18 protein-coding genes, 1 tRNA gene and 3 pseudogenes are annotated in these 18,649 nt (G+C 50.1%); 9 read left to right on the forward strand and 13 right to left on the reverse strand.

Features of this window, described 5'->3' with window-relative positions:
* Positions 1-45 precede the first annotated feature (45 nt).
* From GKO28_RS03845 to GKO28_RS03855, 3 genes are all read left to right on the forward strand, one after another.
* Positions 46-130, forward strand: a tRNA-Leu gene (locus GKO28_RS03845).
* A 127-nt stretch (positions 131-257) separates the two neighbouring features.
* Entirely contained in the window at positions 258-695 is a 438-nt protein-coding gene (locus tag GKO28_RS03850) for a hypothetical protein (RefSeq protein WP_182075420.1), read from the forward strand.
* 148 nt (positions 696-843) lie between these two features.
* On the forward strand, positions 844-1,344 hold the full coding sequence (locus tag GKO28_RS03855; RefSeq protein ID WP_182075421.1) for a GNAT family N-acetyltransferase: 501 nt from the start codon (positions 844-846) through the stop codon (positions 1,342-1,344).
* Between the two features lie 135 nt (positions 1,345-1,479).
* Here GKO28_RS03855 and GKO28_RS03860 read toward each other — a convergent pair whose 3' ends face one another.
* From GKO28_RS03860 to GKO28_RS19160, 4 genes and pseudogenes are all read right to left on the reverse strand, one after another.
* Complete coding sequence (locus GKO28_RS03860; RefSeq protein WP_182075422.1) at positions 1,480-3,750, reverse strand: PhoX family phosphatase; 2,271 nt, start codon at positions 3,748-3,750, stop codon at positions 1,480-1,482.
* 206 nt (positions 3,751-3,956) lie between these two features.
* Entirely contained in the window at positions 3,957-4,487 is a 531-nt protein-coding gene (locus GKO28_RS03865; RefSeq protein ID WP_182075423.1) for a DUF934 domain-containing protein, read from the reverse strand.
* Positions 4,480-5,391: a nitrite/sulfite reductase gene (locus tag GKO28_RS19155; RefSeq protein WP_307839078.1), complete on the reverse strand. Its 912-nt coding sequence runs from the start codon at positions 5,389-5,391 to the stop codon at positions 4,480-4,482. The genes GKO28_RS03865 and GKO28_RS19155 overlap by 8 nt, the downstream gene beginning before the upstream one ends.
* Positions 5,392-5,406: 15 nt before the next feature.
* Positions 5,407-6,160 (reverse strand): annotated as a pseudogene (locus tag GKO28_RS19160) (nitrite/sulfite reductase); the annotation flags it as partial.
* A 263-nt stretch (positions 6,161-6,423) separates the two neighbouring features.
* On the opposite strand from GKO28_RS19160, the pseudogene pepN reads away from it, so the two are divergent.
* From pepN to GKO28_RS03890, 4 genes and pseudogenes are all read left to right on the forward strand, one after another.
* Positions 6,424-9,056 (forward strand): annotated as a pseudogene (gene pepN, locus GKO28_RS03875) (aminopeptidase N).
* A 170-nt stretch (positions 9,057-9,226) separates the two neighbouring features.
* On the forward strand, positions 9,227-9,715 hold the full coding sequence (locus tag GKO28_RS03880) for a hypothetical protein (protein WP_203563891.1): 489 nt from the start codon (positions 9,227-9,229) through the stop codon (positions 9,713-9,715).
* 529 nt (positions 9,716-10,244) lie between these two features.
* Entirely contained in the window at positions 10,245-11,117 is an 873-nt protein-coding gene (locus GKO28_RS03885) for a DMT family transporter (protein ID WP_182075425.1), read from the forward strand.
* A gap of 83 nt (positions 11,118-11,200) precedes the next feature.
* Positions 11,201-11,572, forward strand: a complete 372-nt coding sequence (locus GKO28_RS03890; RefSeq protein WP_374220755.1) for a DUF6882 domain-containing protein — start codon at positions 11,201-11,203, stop codon at positions 11,570-11,572.
* Positions 11,573-12,141: 569 nt separating this feature from the next.
* Here GKO28_RS03890 and GKO28_RS21055 read toward each other — a convergent pair.
* From GKO28_RS21055 to mnmH, 4 genes are all read right to left on the reverse strand, one after another.
* Positions 12,142-12,576 carry a TIGR03790 family protein gene (locus GKO28_RS21055; RefSeq protein ID WP_182075426.1) on the reverse strand — a complete coding sequence of 145 codons (435 nt, stop codon included), beginning with the start codon at positions 12,574-12,576 and terminating at the stop codon, positions 12,142-12,144.
* A complete protein-coding gene (locus tag GKO28_RS21060; protein WP_182075427.1) occupies positions 12,507-13,067 on the reverse strand; it encodes a TIGR03790 family protein in 561 nt (186 codons plus the stop codon). Before GKO28_RS21060 ends, GKO28_RS21055 begins: the two co-directional genes overlap by 70 nt.
* Positions 13,064-13,231: a hypothetical protein gene (locus GKO28_RS03905; RefSeq protein WP_203563893.1), complete on the reverse strand. Its 168-nt coding sequence runs from the start codon at positions 13,229-13,231 to the stop codon at positions 13,064-13,066. The genes GKO28_RS21060 and GKO28_RS03905 overlap by 4 nt, the downstream gene beginning before the upstream one ends.
* A 164-nt stretch (positions 13,232-13,395) precedes the next feature.
* Positions 13,396-14,433, reverse strand: coding sequence for a tRNA 2-selenouridine(34) synthase MnmH (mnmH, locus tag GKO28_RS03910; RefSeq protein ID WP_182077390.1), 1,038 nt, complete (start codon positions 14,431-14,433; stop codon positions 13,396-13,398).
* Positions 14,434-14,580: 147 nt separating this feature from the next.
* Between mnmH and GKO28_RS19170 the strand changes: the two genes are divergently transcribed.
* Together GKO28_RS19170 and GKO28_RS03915 are read left to right on the forward strand one after the other, a co-directional pair.
* Entirely contained in the window at positions 14,581-14,799 is a 219-nt protein-coding gene (locus GKO28_RS19170; RefSeq protein WP_247646342.1) for a hypothetical protein, read from the forward strand.
* A gap of 19 nt (positions 14,800-14,818) precedes the next feature.
* Positions 14,819-15,615 (forward strand): annotated as a pseudogene (locus GKO28_RS03915) (AIR synthase related protein); the annotation flags it as partial.
* A 122-nt stretch (positions 15,616-15,737) separates the two neighbouring features.
* Here the strand turns inward: GKO28_RS03915 and GKO28_RS21065 are convergent.
* From GKO28_RS21065 to orn, 5 genes are all read right to left on the reverse strand, one after another.
* Positions 15,738-16,106 carry an Hsp33 family molecular chaperone HslO gene (locus GKO28_RS21065; protein WP_203563895.1) on the reverse strand — a complete coding sequence of 123 codons (369 nt, stop codon included), beginning with the start codon at positions 16,104-16,106 and terminating at the stop codon, positions 15,738-15,740.
* On the reverse strand, positions 16,081-16,626 hold the full coding sequence (locus tag GKO28_RS21070) for an Hsp33 family molecular chaperone HslO (protein ID WP_203563896.1): 546 nt from the start codon (positions 16,624-16,626) through the stop codon (positions 16,081-16,083). The genes GKO28_RS21065 and GKO28_RS21070 overlap by 26 nt, the downstream gene beginning before the upstream one ends.
* Positions 16,627-16,849: 223 nt before the next feature.
* Positions 16,850-17,416, reverse strand: coding sequence for an MFS transporter (locus GKO28_RS03930; protein WP_173532144.1), 567 nt, complete (start codon positions 17,414-17,416; stop codon positions 16,850-16,852).
* A 37-nt stretch (positions 17,417-17,453) separates the two neighbouring features.
* Positions 17,454-17,948 (reverse strand): CinA family protein, encoded by a 495-nt coding sequence (locus tag GKO28_RS03935; protein WP_182075429.1) that lies wholly within the window; start codon positions 17,946-17,948, stop codon positions 17,454-17,456.
* A 99-nt stretch (positions 17,949-18,047) separates the two neighbouring features.
* Positions 18,048-18,614: an oligoribonuclease gene (gene orn, locus GKO28_RS03940; protein ID WP_182075430.1), complete on the reverse strand. Its 567-nt coding sequence runs from the start codon at positions 18,612-18,614 to the stop codon at positions 18,048-18,050.
* Positions 18,615-18,649: the final 35 nt, after the last annotated feature.

The raw sequence follows: 18,649 nt of genomic DNA on the forward strand, positions 1-18,649 counted from the left end.
AACTTAAAATACTTGGCTATTATGTCGGCTCGTTATCAGACACCTGCCCGGGTGGCGGAATTGGTAGACGCAGGGGACTCAAAATCCCCCGCCGAAAGGTGTGCCGGTTCGAGTCCGGCCCCGGGCACCAAACACAGAACCCACTTCAGAAATGAAGTGGGTTTTTTTGTCGTCTTTCGTTCAAAGAAAGCACTCCATCAGCTAGCCTTCCTGTTAAATTTAACTAAGCTTGTAGCAGAACAACACTGGGGCACACCATGCTCAAGCCACTACAAGAATGGATTTGTGACTGCTGTGGAAAAATCATTCCCCACGCTGATGCCGGCTATGTCATCTGGCGTCATGATGCAGATCAGCGAGACTTTGATTTTAAAATCATTCATAAATTTGTTTGCGAGCCGCCCAATTATCCGTCATCCACCCCGCTGACTGAATTCCTAGGCACCAAAGGCAGCACCTATTTATTGTCGTTTATTAGCCTAGGCAAAATCAAAGCGCGCGGCCGCTATCGCAATTACTGCCATGTGCTGGATTTTGATGAATATGTTGATTTTTATCGCCGAGTACAAATCCCCTATTACGAAGAAGCGCGAACAAAATTTAACAACCCCGTTTTATTAGCCGAAATGGAAGACGCCAGCGAATTACATCCCTACCAAGAAGATGTTTTAAAACAAATTATTGAACGCTTTTAATATCCTTCAACGCCCATAAGCGCAAAAAAATCAGCAAAATCAACGCAGTTTGACATTAAACCGCGTTGATTTAACCACAATGCATCAACACCCAAACAAAAAAGAAATATTCACGTAAGATATTACTTTTGCTTCCCCTGCCTCGACCATGCCTCAGCTACTTTATCGCCGTGCAACGCCAGCCGACTTAATGTGCATCTGCCAACTTAGCAATGTGGTGAATCAGCTGCACCATGAGCGCTTCCCACAACTCTTTGCCGCCGTGAATGAGCTTGATCGCGATGCCGCGCATTGGCATGCCGCAATTGCCGAAGGCGCTTGCTTTGTGGCCGAACTCGCGCATGAATCGAGCATTATTGGTTTTATCAGCGCACAAATCGGGCAAGAGACATCCAGCATGCTGCAGCCGCAATCGTTTTGTCGTATCGCGACAGTCTGTGTCAGCGAAGTCTATCGTGGGCGCGGTATTGGCACGCAATTAATGCATCACGTTGAGCAGTGGGCAACAGCGCAGCACTGCGCTGAAATTCGTCTGAATGTATTTGAATTTAATCAGCAAGCCATCGCTCTGTATCAAGAGCTGGGCTTTGCTGTTCGCGTGCTGGCAATGAGTAAAAGCTTACTCGTCGCGCCGCAAGCTACGCTCTAAATACGGTTATATACACAGGGTATAGACCGCTTAATTAGTACCATAAAGCCACAAAAGACAATACCCCAAGATCGCCTTGGGGTATTGTTTTTAGCGAGTTCAAAAACTCATGATCAATTGATCAATTCGGCCATTTTACGAACCGATGCGACCACCATCGTCTTTGGTAATCACAATCGTTGCCGAGCGAGGACGTTTACCCGCGCCGTAACCGGCATTGCTTGGCCATTGACTGGTGTATTTCGTTGGGTCAGCCACATCGGCCATCTTGGTGCCTTCACCCGGGTGTTGGATATTAATAAAAATCGCCTTGCCATCGGGGGTTTCGCATAGACCAGTGATTTCGCTATCTTTAGGACCAACCAAGAAGCGCTTGAGTTTATCTGCCGCCGGTTTGGCGCCGACTTGCGTGACCACATTCATCACGCTGGTATCGGCCTTGGTATAACTCAACGTTTTCGCTGCGCCATCGCCCACCTTGCCAGCAATCGCCGCCAACATCATGCAATTACTCACGTCGGTGTAGGCGCCATCATCGGTTTGAATCCAGCAAATACCGGTGTTTTGGCTAAATGCCAAACCATCCGGCGATGAAAAGTCTTGATCATCGGTTAGGTTCGATAAATTCACCATCGCTTTATCGGCATCGGCTTCTGCGCCAAATAAGTACACATCCCAAACAAAAGAGCCAACAGCTGCACCTTCTTTCATGCGCAGAATGTGGCCATTTGGATTGCCCTTGCCTTTATTACCATCGTTATCTTCGTAATAACGTGGATTGGCGCTATCAGGGGTCAATTGCGTGCTTGATGCTGGATCGATACGGCGATTGCTATTATTGGTCAGCGTTTGGTAGTACTCGCCCGTCACCGGGTTAACACCGCCCCACTCAGGTCGATCCATTTTGGTGGCGCCCACGGCATCACCCGCCAAACGGGTATTGACACAAATATCGGCCAAATCAGCAAATGCGTACGTCGCAAAGCCGGCGATCGCTGCATTACTCATCGATAGCTCAATCCATTGGCCCGAACCATCGGCATTAAATTTGGCCACATACAAAGTGCCCTCATTCAGGTATTTATCGCCGGTCGCCATCCGGTCTGCTGGATTGGCATCCGCGGCCACCCACAGCGCTTTGGAGACAAACTTATACATGTATTCATTACGCGAATCATCGCCCAGATACACCGTGAGCGGCTTACCGACAACTGGCAAACCAAACGCTGCGCTTTCATGGGCAAAGCGACCTAAAGCGCTGCGTTTTTTTAGTGGTTTGGTTTTGTCGTACGCGTCCATCTCAATGATGTAGCCTTGAGCATTCATCTCATTGCGATAGTCGTCTGAACCATCGGCGGAACCGCCGATTTTACTGATATTCCAACGCGCATATTGATCACCCGCCCCGGCAGTTTCCCAGCCGTGACGTGATGGATCACCCGCTTTACGGCTATAACGTTTTAATGACGTTACGCTCTTATCATTATTGCGATTGGTATCATCGGCTGCGACCCGGAAGAAATAACCCGCCCAATTTTCTTCGCCCGACAAATACGTTCCCCACGGGGTTTTGCCAGTACCGCAATTATTAATGGTGCCGCGGGTTTTAGTCCCAGTCGTCGAATATTTGGTTTTAAGCAAGGCGTTGCCGCGCGCTGGGCCGCTCATTTCAACTTCAGTGAGCGGCGTCACTCGGCGATTAAATGCCGAGCTTGGCACAGTGGCCCATTTGTTATTGCTCGCTTTCACTTCAACCACTGACAAGCCGTGAATCGCTACTTCTTTATCGACTTCAGCCGCTGGGCGTGGCAAAGCGCCGGTGCCGCCATGTAAAAAGAACGACGACCTGTTTTCATCGGTGGTCGCTTCGTGATTCATTGCCAACAGGCCGCGCTCAACGCCAGCGCTTGACGGTTTGCCGGCGGCATCTAAACCAAAATACTCCATCCCATCGTGATGATCACCGGCACGATTGTCGTAATCGCTATCGCTACCATCATTTTTATACGCCGGGGTGTTGGCCGTTAGCGGATCGCCCAAGGCATAAATCACTTGGTAGCTATACCCCGCTGGAATCACCACTTTATCTAATAAGCTTTTGCCAACGGCAGTAAAGCCCAAGCTGGCCATAATCGGATTGACTGCCACTGGCGGTGTGGCCGTTGGCGTTGGGCTCGGCACAGGGCTGCCGCTTGGGGTTGTGCTAGGCGATACTGGCGGCGGCAAAATCTCACCAGAAGAACAGCCAACCAAACCTAGGCCCATCCCGCCTAAAGCCGCTGCGCCCGACAAGCTCATGCCCAAAAAACGACGGCGATTGATTAATCGCTGTTCAAGCACCGAATCAAATGTTGGGTTCTCTGAGGTATTAGAGTTTTCATCATTAAAATTATTAGACTTAGACATTCGCTGCAATCGCCTTAATGGTAAAAAAAGCGCTACTTTAAAGTCCAAATATGACAACATCACGCCAGTTTGATGACGGTTTTATGAAATAAACAATCTATGTATATACAGCTAGGCTATTTTTTATCTACCCTAAAACAAAATACCCCAAGGTTTTGCCTTGGGGTATTTTTATATTCCTTATATCCGTTTTGATTTACGCCAATTTAAGCGGCGACAGCTCGGCGGCGAAATAGCGGTAAGGGTTGCTCCACGCTGGATTGATAAAACTCAGTAAAGTCATCCAAACCCTTCGCGGCATCAACAATGTCTTTGTCGCTACGCACGTCAAACGCGGTAAAGCCACAGCGCGACAAATAATTGATGGTGTCTTTAAACACATCACCCACCGCGCGCAATTCTCCGGTAAAGCCATGCCGCTCGCGCAGCAAACGGCCAATCGAAAAACCACGGCCATCGGTAAACGCCGGGAAATCACACGCAATCATCACAAAATGATTGGCATCAACGGGCAGGCTTTCTGGCTCGTCATCGGGTGCAAAACACACCGCCACCGCATGACCAGCAGCAGCACGCAAGGTGAGTTCTTCTTGCTTAGATAGCCAGTATTGATATGGAAGCAGCACCGCGCCTTCGCTAGGGACAGATACCACGCCCTCTTCATTGGCAACAACGCGAACCCAACGATTTGCAACCACTGCACGGTCAATAATGACTTGAGGATTTTGATCAAGCATCTGCTTTCTCCCGACGATTGGGTTTGCCTTCATACACTTTGGCTTTAAATGGCTCAGCGCCAATGCGATCAAACAAGTCGATAAACGACTCTTCGCCATTGCGGTTGGCGACAAACACATTGATGATTTTTTCGATCACATCTGGCATTTCATCTTGCGCAAACGATGGGCCAAGCACCTTGGCCAAGCTGGCATCCTTGCCTTGACGGCCACCAAGCGAAACTTGGTACCATTCCGAACCGTTTTTATCGACGCCCAAAATGCCGATATTGCCGATATGGTGGTGACCACAAGCGTTCATACAGCCCGACATATTCATGTCGATTTCGCCCAAATCGTGCAGGTAATCGAGGTTATCAAAACGATCTTGAATCGCTAGCGCAATCGGGATCGACTTGGCGTTCGCCAATGAACAGAAATCGCCACCCGGGCAGCAAATCACATCGGTTAATAAGCCAATATTTGGCGTGGCAAAACCAATCGCTTTGGCCGCTTCCCACAAGGCAAACAAATCAGATTGCTTCACATCGGCCAAGATCAAGTTTTGCTGATGCGACACCCGCAATTCACCAAAGCTATATTGATCCGCTAAGTCAGCAACGGCATCGAGCTGCGCGGACGTCGCATCCCCTGGCGCCACGCCATTGGGTTTCAAACTCAAGGTCACGGCGGCGTAGCCAGCTTGTTTATGGGCAAACACATTGCGCTCAACCCAACGGCTAAAGCCTTTGCTGTCGAGTTTTTGCTGCGTAAATGCCGCGTCGTCGCCCGTGAAGGTTTCATACGCAGGCGCAGTGAAGAATTTATGGTTGCGCTGGATCTCTTCTTGGGTCAACGTCATTGGGCCGTTTTTGGTAAACGCCCATTCTTGATCAACTTTGGCGCCAAATGCTTCTGGTGTCATCGCTTTCACCAAAATCTTAATCCGCGCTTTGTATTTATTATCGCGGCGACCGTAGCGGTTATACACGCGCAACACGGCATCCAAATACGACAGCAAATGTTCTGGCTCAAGCCAAGGCTTGATCAAGCTACCGACAATCGGCGTACGGCCTAAACCACCACCGACATAATTCAAATCCGACTTCGCCTGCGGCATTTTTCACCACATTGATGCCCACATCGTGCACCAACACGGCGGCGCGATCTTCGACTGAACCATTGACGGCGATTTTAAATTTACGCGGTAAATGGGCAAATTCAGGGTGAAACGTCGACCATTGACGGATGATTTCACACCAAGGGCGTGGGTCAACAATCTCATCATGCGCCACACCGGCAAACTGATCGGTCGTGGTATTTCGGATACAGTTGCCCGAAGTTTGAATCGCGTGCATTTGCACTGTAGCCAGTTCAGCCAAGATGTCCGGCACGTTTTCCAGCGCCGGCCAGTTGTATTGGATGTTTTGGCGCGTGGTGAAATGCGCATAATCTTTGTCATATTTACGGGCGATTTCAGCCAGCTTGCGAACTTGGCGGCTGGTCACATGACCATAAGGAATGGCCACTCGCAACATCGGCGCATGTCTTTGAATATAAAGGCCGTTTTGCAAGCGCAATGGGCGAAATTGCTCTTCGGTTAACTCACCGGCTAAGAAGCGTTGCGTTTGATCGCGATACTGCGCTACGCGCTGGTCCACAATCTGCTGGTCGTATTCGTCGTAAATATACATCGTGGTGTGATTCCGTAATGACGGCAAAATATGTGGGTCATAATACCAGTCGGCACTTATAAGCTGAATGACTGTTTTTGTCTAAGATCGAACTTTTTCGGAATATACCTAAGATCAGCAACTTGTCAGCTTTACCTGACATCGCTTTTGCTACCGACGCCCAATGCGGCGAACTCGCACAACCGCACTATTGCCGATTGTTTGTGAATCGATCTCGGTTTAAGCTTGCGACTTTCTGCCATTCCCAAAAAGAGCCGCCCACTATGAGCAGCCGCCAAGCGATTCGTCGTCTCGACTATACCCCCCCGAGCTATTTAATTGACCGCGTTGATTTAACTTTTGAGCTGAGCGATACCCATGCCAAAGTAACATCTCGCCTGATTATTAAACGCAATCAGGGTGTGAGCGCCGATACGCCGCTGGTTTTGGATGGTGAAGCACTGACGCTAGAGAGCATCAAACTCGATGGCGTTCCGCTCACTGCGAGCGATTATCAGCTCGATGATTGCAGCCTCAGCATTCCCCAGATGCCGGATGATGGCATTTTAGAAATCGTGACGCGTTTGCTACCTAGCGACAACACCAGCCTGATGGGTTTATATCAATCCAACGGTAATTTCTTTACCCAATGCGAGGCCGAAGGCTTTCGCAAAATCACTTATTACTTAGATCGCCCTGACGTAATGGCGAAATTCACCACCACCATCATTGCCGATAAAACCAAGTTTCCGGTGTTGCTATCAAACGGTAATCGTGTGGGCAGCGGTGCTTTGGACAAAAATCGCCATTGGGTGAAATGGGTCGATCCATTTAAAAAAGCCGGCGTATTTATTTGCCTTGGTCGCCGGCAAATTGGTGTCGCTATCGGGCAGCCATACCACGCCAAGTCAGCGCACGATTCAAATCGAGATTTATGTAGAACCGGGCAATTTAGATAAATGCCATCATGCGCTGGCCGCCGCGCAAAAAGCCATGGCGTGGGATGAAGAACGCTTTGGGCTGGAATACGATCTCGATACCTATATGATTGTCGCCGTCAGCGACTTTAATATGGGCGCGATGGAAAACAAGGGCTTGAATATCTTTAATACCAAATTTGTTTTGGCCAAGCCTGATACGGCCACCGACGTTGATTTTGACGGTATTGATTCAGTCGTGGCGCATGAATATTTCCACAACTGGACCGGCAATCGCGTGACCTGCCGCGACTGGTTTCAGCTCAGCCTTAAAGAAGGCCTCACCGTGTATCGCGATCAAGAATTCTCTAGCGATATCGGTAGCCGCGCCGTGCAGCGTATTTCCAATGTGCGCGCACTGCGCGAAACGCAATTTGCTGAGGACGCTGGCCCGCAAGCGCACCCCATTCGCCCCGATGAATACCTAGAAATCAATAATTTTTATACGTGGACGATTTACGAAAAAGGCAGCGAAGTGGTACGCATGTACGCCACCTTGCTTGGTACTGCCGGATTTCGCCGTGGTATGGATTTGTATTTTAAACGCCATGATGGCCAAGCCGTTACTTGCGACGATTTCCGCCGGGCAATGAGCGACGCCAATGGCGTGAATCTTGATCAATTCGAGCGCTGGTATAGCCAAGCCGGTACGCCGATCTTGTCGGTGAACGCCGATTACGACGCCGCCGCACAGACCTATACGCTCACCGTAGCGCAGCATTGCCCAGCCACGCCCGGGCAAGAACACAAACTGCCGTTTCATTTGCCTTTAACCGTTGGCTTGATTGATCGCCGTGGCCAAGATCTGCCGCTGCAATTGCAAGGCGAAGCCGTACCCGGTAGCACCACACCGCGTGTTAGAAATCCGCGAAGCGCTGCAAAGCTTTACCTTTATCAACGTGCCGTGCCTGCCGGTACCGTCGTTATTGCGCGATTTCTCAGCGCCAGTGCATTTAAATTTTGCGTATAGCGATGACGATTTGGTGTTTTTAATGGCCAATGACAGCGACGCCTTTGCGCGCTGGGAAGCGGCCAACACCTTTGCCGTACAACTACTCAAAGCGCAATACGCTGCCGCCGGCCAAGGCGAAAAAGTCGCAGCACCAGCGGCCTTTATTGCCGCCTACCAAAAGCTACTCACCAGCGACAAACTCGACCCTGCGCTAGTGGCCTTAATGCTGGAATTGCCGCGCGAAAACTATTTGTTTGAGCAATTGTCCGATGTCGACCCGGTACGGTTATACGATGTTTGCCGCAGTATCAAACAACAAATCGCCCGCGAATTACGCCAAGAACTGCTCGCCGTCTACCAACGGCTGAACGACGCCACACCTTACGTTTACGAAGGCGAACAAGTCGCGCGCCGCAGCTTAAAAAATATCTGCTTGGATTATCTGGCTGAACTCGATGAGCCGATGATCGCGTCTTTACTCGCCCGCCAATACCAACGCGCCGACAATATGACCGATCGCCTTGCGGCACTCAAAGCGCTAGTCAATCGCGACGGCGGTGACGCCCAACTGGCTGACTTTGCCGCGCACTGGAGCACCGATGCGCTGGTGATGGACAAATGGTTTACGCTACAAGCCACCAGCCGCCGCCCCGGCGCGCTAAGCCGCGTGCAGCAGCTCACTGAGCATCCAGCGTTTTCAATCAAAAACCCAAACAAAGTACGCTCACTCATTACCGCCTTTTGTCTAGGCAACCCGCCGCACTTTCACGCTGCCGATGGCTATGGCTATGCCTTTGCTGCCGACCACATTATCCAATTGGACGCCATCAACCCACAAATCGCCGCCCGCCTTGCCAGCTGCTTTAATCGCTGGACCAAAGTCGACGCCGGCCGCCGCGAGTTAATGCAGCAAGAGCTAGAACGGATTCGCGGGACGCAAGGATTGTCGAGTGATACGTATGAGATTGTGACGAAGGCGTTGGGGTAAGTTTTGTTAAGTAAAGCCATCAGTAGACTAAGTCTAAATTTCAAATTACTTATTTTTACTTTCAATACAGGTACTGCATGACTTCATGGCTTAGTTTTATAATTTCTTGCTTAGCATTAGTTATATCTGCCGTCACGGCTTGGCTAACTTTTTTTCGAAAAGGGAGCCTAATGATGACACAGCCAACGACTGTATTCTTTGGACCCGATGGAATAAAATTTGATAGCTCGGAAAACAAAGTATATCTACGTACTTTGCTCTACAGCACAGCGAAAAAAGGCCACGTTCTTGAAAGCCTTTATTTGTCGCTCCAACGAAATGAATCAAAGCAAAATTTCACTATTTGGGTTTATGGTGAAAAAGGAAATTTAAAAAGAGGTAGTGGTTTGTTCATTCCACAAGATGGCGTTACTTTTGACCATCACTTTATGCTACCTATTGATGGAAGTAATTTTTCTTTTCTAGCAGGAAATTACAAAATAATTGTTTATGCCAAATTAGTCGGAGCACAAAACTCTCATCAACTTTCAACGATTAATCTTTCAATTAGCGAAGCTCATGCGACTCAATTATTGGAACCCAATAGCGGAATATATTTTGATTGGGGAGCTGATCAGCAAAATTACCACCCTCATATTGATAAGCGCCCGTTCATATAAGAACGAATTAATGCGTAGTCTTGTAGGTTGGCGCTGAGCTTGCGAAGCCCAACGTTTACTGAGAGATTTTTTAAATAAAACCGCCGGATTGAATCTGGCGGTTTTTGTTTTTTTATGCGGCTACGCCGCGTCGATTTTAACTCGTAAACCGCAATCCCGTAGGGAGCTAATGAGCGCAGCGAATTACGCCGATTACGCAGAGGCAGCCGCATAAGCTGCAAAATAAGCCACGGTGCTATTTGCTGGTTTAATTAGCCAATATCTATCGCGAAAAAACAGCAAACTCACACAGAAAAAATATCTCCATATCCAAACCCATCAAAATACCGCGTATTGTTTTTCAGAGAGTGAAATTGACATCAATGCCGCCCTATTTAAACTAAAAAACAATCCCCACCTCAACACACAAGGCAAGTAGCGTAAGGCCAATTAGCGCCGCGAAATCAAAAACATCACCGATAATTTCTTTCTCTAGCCAAGCATCAGGGCGGCGATGCACAATGGCATCTCGACTTTATTCGAGCTGAAAATGAATTTTGCCAACGCCTGCCGTTTGACTTTACTCGCCGCGATTTGGGGCGCGTCCTTTTTGTTTTTGCGTTTAGCCGTGCCCAGCCTCGGTCCAATTTGGACCATTAGTGCGCGCATTGGCTTGGCCGCGGTGTTTTTAGCCTTGGTAGCGCAAGCACTCAAGCAAGGGTTTGCGTGGCAACACTGGCGCGAATATCTAATTTTGGGCGTTTTTAATACCGCCTTGCCGTTTTTAGCCTACGGCTTTGCCGCCCGCACGCTCAACGCCTCGATGATGTCGATCCTCAATGCCACTGCGCCAATCTGGGGGGCGGTGATCATGGCGTTGATCATCCGAAAAATGCCGACCTTCAAAGTGTGCTTAGGGCTGTTGATTGGTATTTTGGGCGTGGCCGTATTGGTGGGATTTGATCGGGTTGTCAGCCAAACGGGGGCCGCGCTGGGCATTGCAACGTGTTTATCTGCGACCTTGTGCTACGGCATCGCCAGCGCGTATACCAAACTCAAAGCCAGCCACATTCCTTCGTTTCAAGTGGCCCACGGCAGTATGTGGGGCGCAAGTTTATTTTTGTTGCCATTGTTTGCAACTAGCCAGCCCATCAGCACGCCCACGCCTGTAGTTTGGTTGGCCATCGCTGGGCTGGCAATTTTGTGTACCGGTGCAGCGTACTTACTGTATTTTCGCCTCGTACGCGAAATTGGCGCAGCATCAACGCTAACGGTCACCTTTTTAATTCCAGTCTTTGGCATCTTGTGGGGCACGCTGTTTTTGGGTGAACACATCGGTAGCAACACGCTAATTGGTGCGCTAATCATTTTGCTCGGCACAGCCCTCGTCACTGGATTTAATCCGCTAGCGAGCCGCAAATGAGAACAACGCAGCATGAACGCGACCTTGGCTTGAAAGCACAGTAAAATGCGCATTCAAACTGAATAAGGAAAATCGTAGTGAGCATGACCGATGATGAGTTTTACGCCTTTATGGACAGCACCTTTGCCGAGCTCGAGCAAAAGCAGGTGGCATTGAGTGAAAGCTATGGCTTAGGTAATGGCGCTGGGCGCTGGTGGTTTGATCAAGCGACAGGAAAACTGCAGTTTTTTGACGCGGCTGATCAACTTGAGGCCGAAGCCGACGTGATTAACATTGGCAGTTATTCCGCCCAAGGCAATTCATGGAAATGGGCGTGGAGTAATGAAACCGTCTTGCCGGCACTGCGTGAGCGCGCCGCCAAACTCAAAGAGCTCGAAGACCTAACGGGCATTGCGCTGTTTGGTTTGGATCATGTGTTTGAAATTGGCGATGAAGCGATGGCGCGTGGGAGCTGACTGCGATGGCGGTGCATTTTCTCGGCGCATTGGGCTGCTACAAAGCGCCATCGTCCACCGACAATGGCCCTGCAACATTTTTGGCGATTATGGCGATCAAGCCGCTCAGTTAGTCGTGTTACAACGGGCCTGAGATGGATTGATGGAGCTTCGATGCGCGAACAATCCATCGCTGATGGCGCGCAAACTCCTACGAGCTTGTGCGCTAAAAAACGGCGATGTTCAGATTACGTGTTGATCGTTTTTTAAGTGCTGCGGCACCTTGCTTTACAGTCGCAATCCGCGACGGGACTTACTTTCTTTGCGTCGCCAAAGAAAGTAAGCAAAGAAAAGCGCCCCGAGCGCGCCCAGCTCCGCTGTGCCCTCGATTGTCGTGAGCCAAACGATAAAACTGTTTGTCTCCCTCCTCACTCGGCGCGCTTAAACGGGATTTTAAGCCCCAGCTCGACGAGCGCGGCACAGCATCAACACCAAATCTGAATACTGCCTAAAAAACTTAGGTATCAGCCTCTGGCTATTTACTGCCAAGGCTTAGCGGGAAATACCACATAAAATCAGCACAGAACCCATTACTTAAACGGACTCAAACTCCGATACGGCGCGGCCAGTGGATCGCCAATAAACACCCCTTGCGCGGGCCATGCAACGCTTTTCCAGTAGGCTTCGACTGCCGTGGCACCGAATAAATAATGTCCCAACAAAACTTGCGGATGCGGGAATTTTTGTGGGTAGCTATACGGCTCGCTCACCGTGCCGTAGCTGGCTGTTGCGCCGCTTTCTAGCCATTTCATACTACTCATTTGCCCGCTATCGGTCAGCATGCCGCCGTAAGATGTTAAATGATCGGCCAGCGCGCCGGGAACAAAGCGCAGCGTTGCTAGATCAGCCACATTCGCCAAACCCGTTTGGTAAATCAAAATATCGCTTTTATCTTTCAGCGTATTGGCCTTGATATTTTCGATTTTAATGGCAGGTTTTTTAATGATTTGACTCGGTGGAAACAAGGCCGCGCGCGCGAACTGCGGGCTTGATCTGTTGTGGTTAAAAAATACGCCGTCGCTTTGGGTTGATTACCCCAAGCTTTCACACCACGCTCAATCAATTTTTTAGCACTCGACACATCGTTTGCCGCCAACATCATACTGGGGCGGATGCCCAAATCAGTAAAAGGTTGCGTGCTGGGATGATTAAAATAGAGCGATGCTGGCGTTGCTTTGTCCAGATTACTGCAGATGCCTTCAACATAACCGAGCGTAATCCCATAGGTAATGCCGATGCAGTTCACGCGATACGGCTTGCTCCACGCCAGCGCCAGAGCTTGAATTTTGGGCGAAAAATAGCCGTCGATTTGCGCTTTGACTTGCTCTAGTTCGCCCTCCGTAATCCACACCCGATCTGTCGGCAGGCTGATTTCGAGAATTTGCTCTGGTGCTAAATGATGCTGAGTAGCGTAATAGGTGGCGATCTCCAGAGACAGCGGATCGTTTTTATTCACCACCAGACCCAGCTGCTCAGCCCCAATTGATAAGCTGGCGCAGTGGTCTTAGCAGGCGTCGCAGCGAGCGCAGCAGCATTCAAAAATGCCAAACCTAAAGCCAATAAAACTCGCATCGCTCGCGCCAAATTCAATAAAAAATCAATCATAGCGGCAAATGTCACTGTAATAACAAGTAACCCATAAAAAAGCCACGCGACAGTGTGGCATTTCATTGAATGAAGCGATGTTCAGGCTGGGATTGCAGCTTTTTTCTAAGGCTTAAATCTCCGCCCAACCGCGCCAGCGGGTTGGAACAGCACTTGCATCAGCGCAAATACGCTCAATGTCACTCGCCAAGCTCGTGCAGCAATTGTTTGGCGCTGTGGCTTAAATCGCCTGATGGGTCAATGGTTAATGTTCGAGCTTGATCCATTCTTAGGTAGTTATTTTGGCTGCTGCGCTTATAGGCTGGATCGTAGTGTTTATGAATCAGCTCGCTAAACAACTCAGCTTTTTGGCCTTCATCAATCAATTCATGCCAATGCGCCAAAACGGCCTTGCCGTGCATTTCGACCAATCGGGCGAGTTTACTTTTAAAATTGGCGGGGTCGTTAAACAAATGGCTGTAGTCGTCGCACAAAAATCGAATTCGATCGGCAAAGCTCGCTTCAATTTGAATGCAATCGGCGGCGCGAATTGCCAACATCAAGCTGGCTGGCAAGTGAATTAAGCCGATGCGTTTGCTTTCCGCTTCGACAAACACTGGGCGATTCGGATCAAACTGTGCCAGCTGGCGCGTTAATAGGCTATCAAACAATTTTTGTGATGGCTGCGAACTACTTGGGTTCGCGCCCAGCACGGAGCCACGATGCTGCGCCAGCCCTTCTAAATCCAGCGTCTGCGCGCCCGCTTGGGCTAAGGCTGTTAAAAGCCGCGTTTTGCCGCAACCGGTGTGTGTCCGGCCAAAACAATAAAGCGCGATGCGGCTGGCAGCGCAGCCAGTTTGAGCCAACACATCCGTGCGATAGGCTTTATATCCGCCTTGCAATTGGCCGGCTTTCCAGCCGATTAAATTCAGCCACGTAGCCATTGAGCCGGAGCGTTTGCCGCCGCGCCAGCAATAAATCAACGGTTTCCAGTTTCTGGGTTTGTCTTTAAACGTAGTGGCAAGGTGTAGACCAATATTGCTGGCAACCAGTCCTGCGCCGAGTTTGGTCGCCGCAAACGGGTCTTGCTTATACAGCGTGCCGACAATCACCCGCTCTTCATTACTCAGCACAGGCGCATTGATCGCACCGGGAATATGGTCCACGGCAAACTCTAGCGGCGTGCGAACGTCGATCACTTCGTCAAAATGGTTTAGATCGGCCAAGGTCGATAACATTTTTTTCACGTTTTTTCACCTTATCCACTCAATCGGTGGATTATCCCACCTACACGGCAGCCGTGGCTAAATTCATCCCGATGCCCTCTCGCCAAAGCGCGACAGGGCTGCTATCTTGGGCCATTGGTTTCTGACTTAGGGGTGGTAATGAGCACAAAATTAACAACTTTATCGCACGGTGGTGGTTGCGGCTGCAAAATTGCGCCGGCGGTATTATCTGAAATGCTGTCAAAACTCCCCACTGCGGCGATGTTTCCCAAACTGTTGGTCGGCACCGAAACCGCCGATGATGCCGCAGTGTATTGGCTCAATGACGAACAAGCTTTGGTGGCGACCACGGATTTTTTTTATGCCGATTGTGGATGATGCTTTTGATTTTGGCCGCATCGCCGCCACTAATGCCATCTCGGATATTTATGCCATGGGCGGCACACCGATTATGGCTTTAGCGATTGTCGGCATGCCGGTTAATGTGTTGCCGATTGAAGATATCCAACAAATCTTGGCCGGCGGCGCTGCCGTTTGCGCTACTGCCGGCATCCCGATTGCTGGCGGACACTCAATTGATGCACCGGAGCCGATTTATGGTTTGGTCGCCATGGGCTTAGTGCACCCCAAACAACTGAAAAAAACAGCGACGCCCAAGCTGACGACGTGCTGATTTTAGGCAAGCCCTTGGGCATCGGTATTTTGGGTACCGCCATGAAGAAAGGGCTGCTCGATGCTGCGGGCTATCAACAGCTGATTGATACCACGACTCAACTGAATAAAGTCGGCAGTGATTTAGCCAAACTCGCCGGCGTGCACGCGCTCACCGACGTCACCGGCTTTGGCCTACTCGGCCATGTATTAGAAGTTTGCCGTGGCGCTCAACTGACCGCACAAATTTGTGCCGATGATTTACCACTGCTATCGGCCGCCGTTGGTTTTGCCCAACAAGGCATTGGCCCCGGGGCAATTGAGCGCAATTTAGCCAGTTTTGGCCCCGATGTTGAATTTGCTGCCAGCGTTGCCGATTGGCAGCAGCGCATCATGGCCGATGCACAAACCTCCGGTGGCTTATTAGTGGCCTGCTCGGCCGACGCCGCCGACGAAGTCATGGCTTTATTTCAAGCACAAGGCTTTGCCCAAGCGGCAGCGATTGGCTCCTTGCAAGCGGGTGCAGCTAAGGTGAGCGTGATTTAAAACCCCTACTCTCACCCCAACAAAAAGCCCAAGTGATGCAGCAGCATCGCTTGGGCTTCATTTTATACAGCAGTATTTACTTCAAGCACTTAGCCAACCAAGGCCAGCGAGCAATACCCTTATTGCACGGAGCCGGTGGCTGGGCTATCGGCATAGAGCGCACCGATATCCACGGCGTCAAACTCGTATTCTTTACCGCAGAAATCACAGACGATATGCACATTACCGCGCTCGGCTAAGACTTCATCGACTTCATCGCGTTCCATCAATTTAATCATGCCGGCAACGCGGTGACGCGAGCAAGAGCAAGCAAAACGGGGCGTGGTGGGTTCAAATACGCGAACGCTGTCTTCGTGAAATAAACGATACAGCACTTCACGTGCCGGTAGTTCCAGCAGCTCTTCTGGCTTAACGGTTTCTGCCAGCGTCACCAAATGTTCATACGATTGGGTTTCGTCGGCTTCAGCTGGCATTTTTTGCAGCATCATGCCTGCGGCCATTTTGTTGTCGCTTTTGGCATCGCTGCACGCAACCACACAAACGCGTTTCTAGCTGCTCAGACGCGCTCATATAGTGCTCGATAATTTGCGCTACGGATTGGCCACGCTCCATGCCAACCACGCCTTGATACGCTTCGCCCACAGTTGGATCGAGCGTAATCATAAAGCGACCGCGTCCGAGTAATTCAGCCAGTGACGTGCCGGGGCCAAAGGTTTGGATTTTGTCAGCATCCCAGCGTGCCGTGGCGCGCATGGTGCGATCGGATGTGAATTCAATCACGATCAATTGCACGGCACCAGTACCATGCATTTGCATAATCAAAGTGCCGTCAAATTTGAGCATCGCCGATAGCAAGGCGCTGGCCGCCATCAATTCACCAATAATGCGTTGCAGCACCAGCGGGTATTGATGCCGCGCGAGCACTTCTTTGTACGTGGCATCAAGTTGCACTAATTCGCCGCGTACTGGGGCTTTATCAAACAGGAAACGCTCTAAAATATCTTTCATTCGATTCTCTTTATTCATTCATAAGGTAAAGGCCAACAATCAACACCACAGGCGATCAACGCGATTGCCAAGCAACAGGCTTGAAAAAACCAGTGGGAGCCAAAGCCCCCACCATTTCATGCGAATGCGCCGTAACGACAGTAGCAACGCCTCACAACAACGTCTGCACATCGTCTGTGCACTAGAGCGTATTTCTGCCTGGCCACGGTTGTATATCTGGCTGTTACGCCTTCATTTCGACCGAGTACAGCGTCATTGGCAAGCTCGAGGCCACGTCAAACATACAACCGGTTTCAACGCCCACTTTGGCGATTTCACTGGCGCTCAGTTGCGAATACACCGCGTGCATTGCGCCAATGGCATAATCTCGGCCACTGCCGCTGGCCCAAAAACGCTCAAATTCATACACTTCGCGCAAGCTATACACGCCAAAAATACCGTATCGATTCACAATCAATACCGTCATCTGGCTCGACTCATACGCGTCGTCGTCTTCTTCGTCGGTTTTCAGAAAAAAATCGTCTTTTAATTTGCGATGTAATTTGCGGAATGATTCAAAAATGGCGGCGCGATTAGAAAAATCAAGCTTTTTGATTTTTTTTAATGCCGATTGCAAAACCAAATCGTGTGCGGCGCTACCGCAAATGGCGAAATAATTATCGTCATATTGAAAAATCTTATTCCAGCGCGCATCGTCCATCGCGGCTAAACGCGTGTCGCCAAAAGTCGACTGGCTATCAGCGGCAATGGCGCAATGCCCGTCTTTTTTTACTACAACAATGGTCGTCATTGTCAGCTCTCCTGCTAAAACTAATGCTGCGCTCGCTTTATGTGGCTTGTTTTACTAAGGCAACTAAACGCAATAAAGCATGGTATACCGTTGCCATCCTTACTGCTGAACGGTTACCAGCAAATACGTGCTTTTCGGTATGAATTCCTTCTGGCGTTGCAAAGGCAAACCAAACGGTACCAACGGGCTTGTCAACACTGCCACCGGTTGGCCCAGCCACCCCAGAAACCGCCACCGCCCAACGCGCCGCCGCGCCATCGGCAGCGCCTTGCGCCATCGCGGCCACCACCGGCTCACTCACCGCACCGAGCCCATCAATAAACGCTGGCGGCACATCGAGCAGGCTGATTTTGGCTTGATTGGCATAGGTAATATAGCCGCGCTCAAACCAGGCACTCGACCCGGCGATTTCAGTAATCGCGCCCGCAATCAAACCACCGGTGCACGATTCGGCCGTTGCTACCGTTTCACCGCGCGCCAAGAGTAATTGCCCGAGTTCGGTTGCCAAGGCTTCAATTTCAGAACTAAACATGCTGCGGGTCCAATCGAGTCATCAAAAATAGGCCAATGGCCCCGTGGTGAATGCCAGCGTCGATTGACGCTGGATCTGGGCGATGTTTTGCCCAGCAGATTAAGACACTTCTTCAACCGCTGGCGCTTGAATAAAGTGCTCGCGGTAATATTTCAACTCATCAATCGATTCGACAATATCGGCCAAAGCGGTATGTGCGCGCGCTTTTTTAAAGCCTTTGGCAATTTGCGGTTGCCAACGTTTGCAGAGCTCTTTCAGGGTAGAAACATCCAAATTACGGTAATGGAACCAGCTTTCTAATTGCGGCAGGTACTTCACCAAAAAGCGCCGATCTTGATGCACTGAGTTACCACACAATGGCGATACGCCTTTGGGCACGTATTGCGAGATAAATTCAATCAATTGCGCCTCAGCCTGCGCTTCGGTGGTGGTTGATGCTTTTACTTTGGCGGTCAATCCCGAGTTACCGTGAGTTTTAACACACCATTCATCCATTGAGTCGAGCAAGGCGTCGTCTTGGTGAATCACAAAAACAGGGCCTTCGGCGACGATATTTAAATCATTGTCGGTAATGACCACGGCAATTTCGATGACACGGTCGGTTTCAGGCTCCAAACCCGTCATTTCCATGTCGACCCAGATGAGTCGGTTCTGGTCTTGTGGCATACTGAGCAATTCCCGAGAAAAAACATCATTTTACT

The sequence above is a fragment of the Deefgea sp. CFH1-16 genome, from assembly GCF_016881365.1.
GTDB lineage: Bacteria > Pseudomonadota > Gammaproteobacteria > Burkholderiales > Chitinibacteraceae > Deefgea.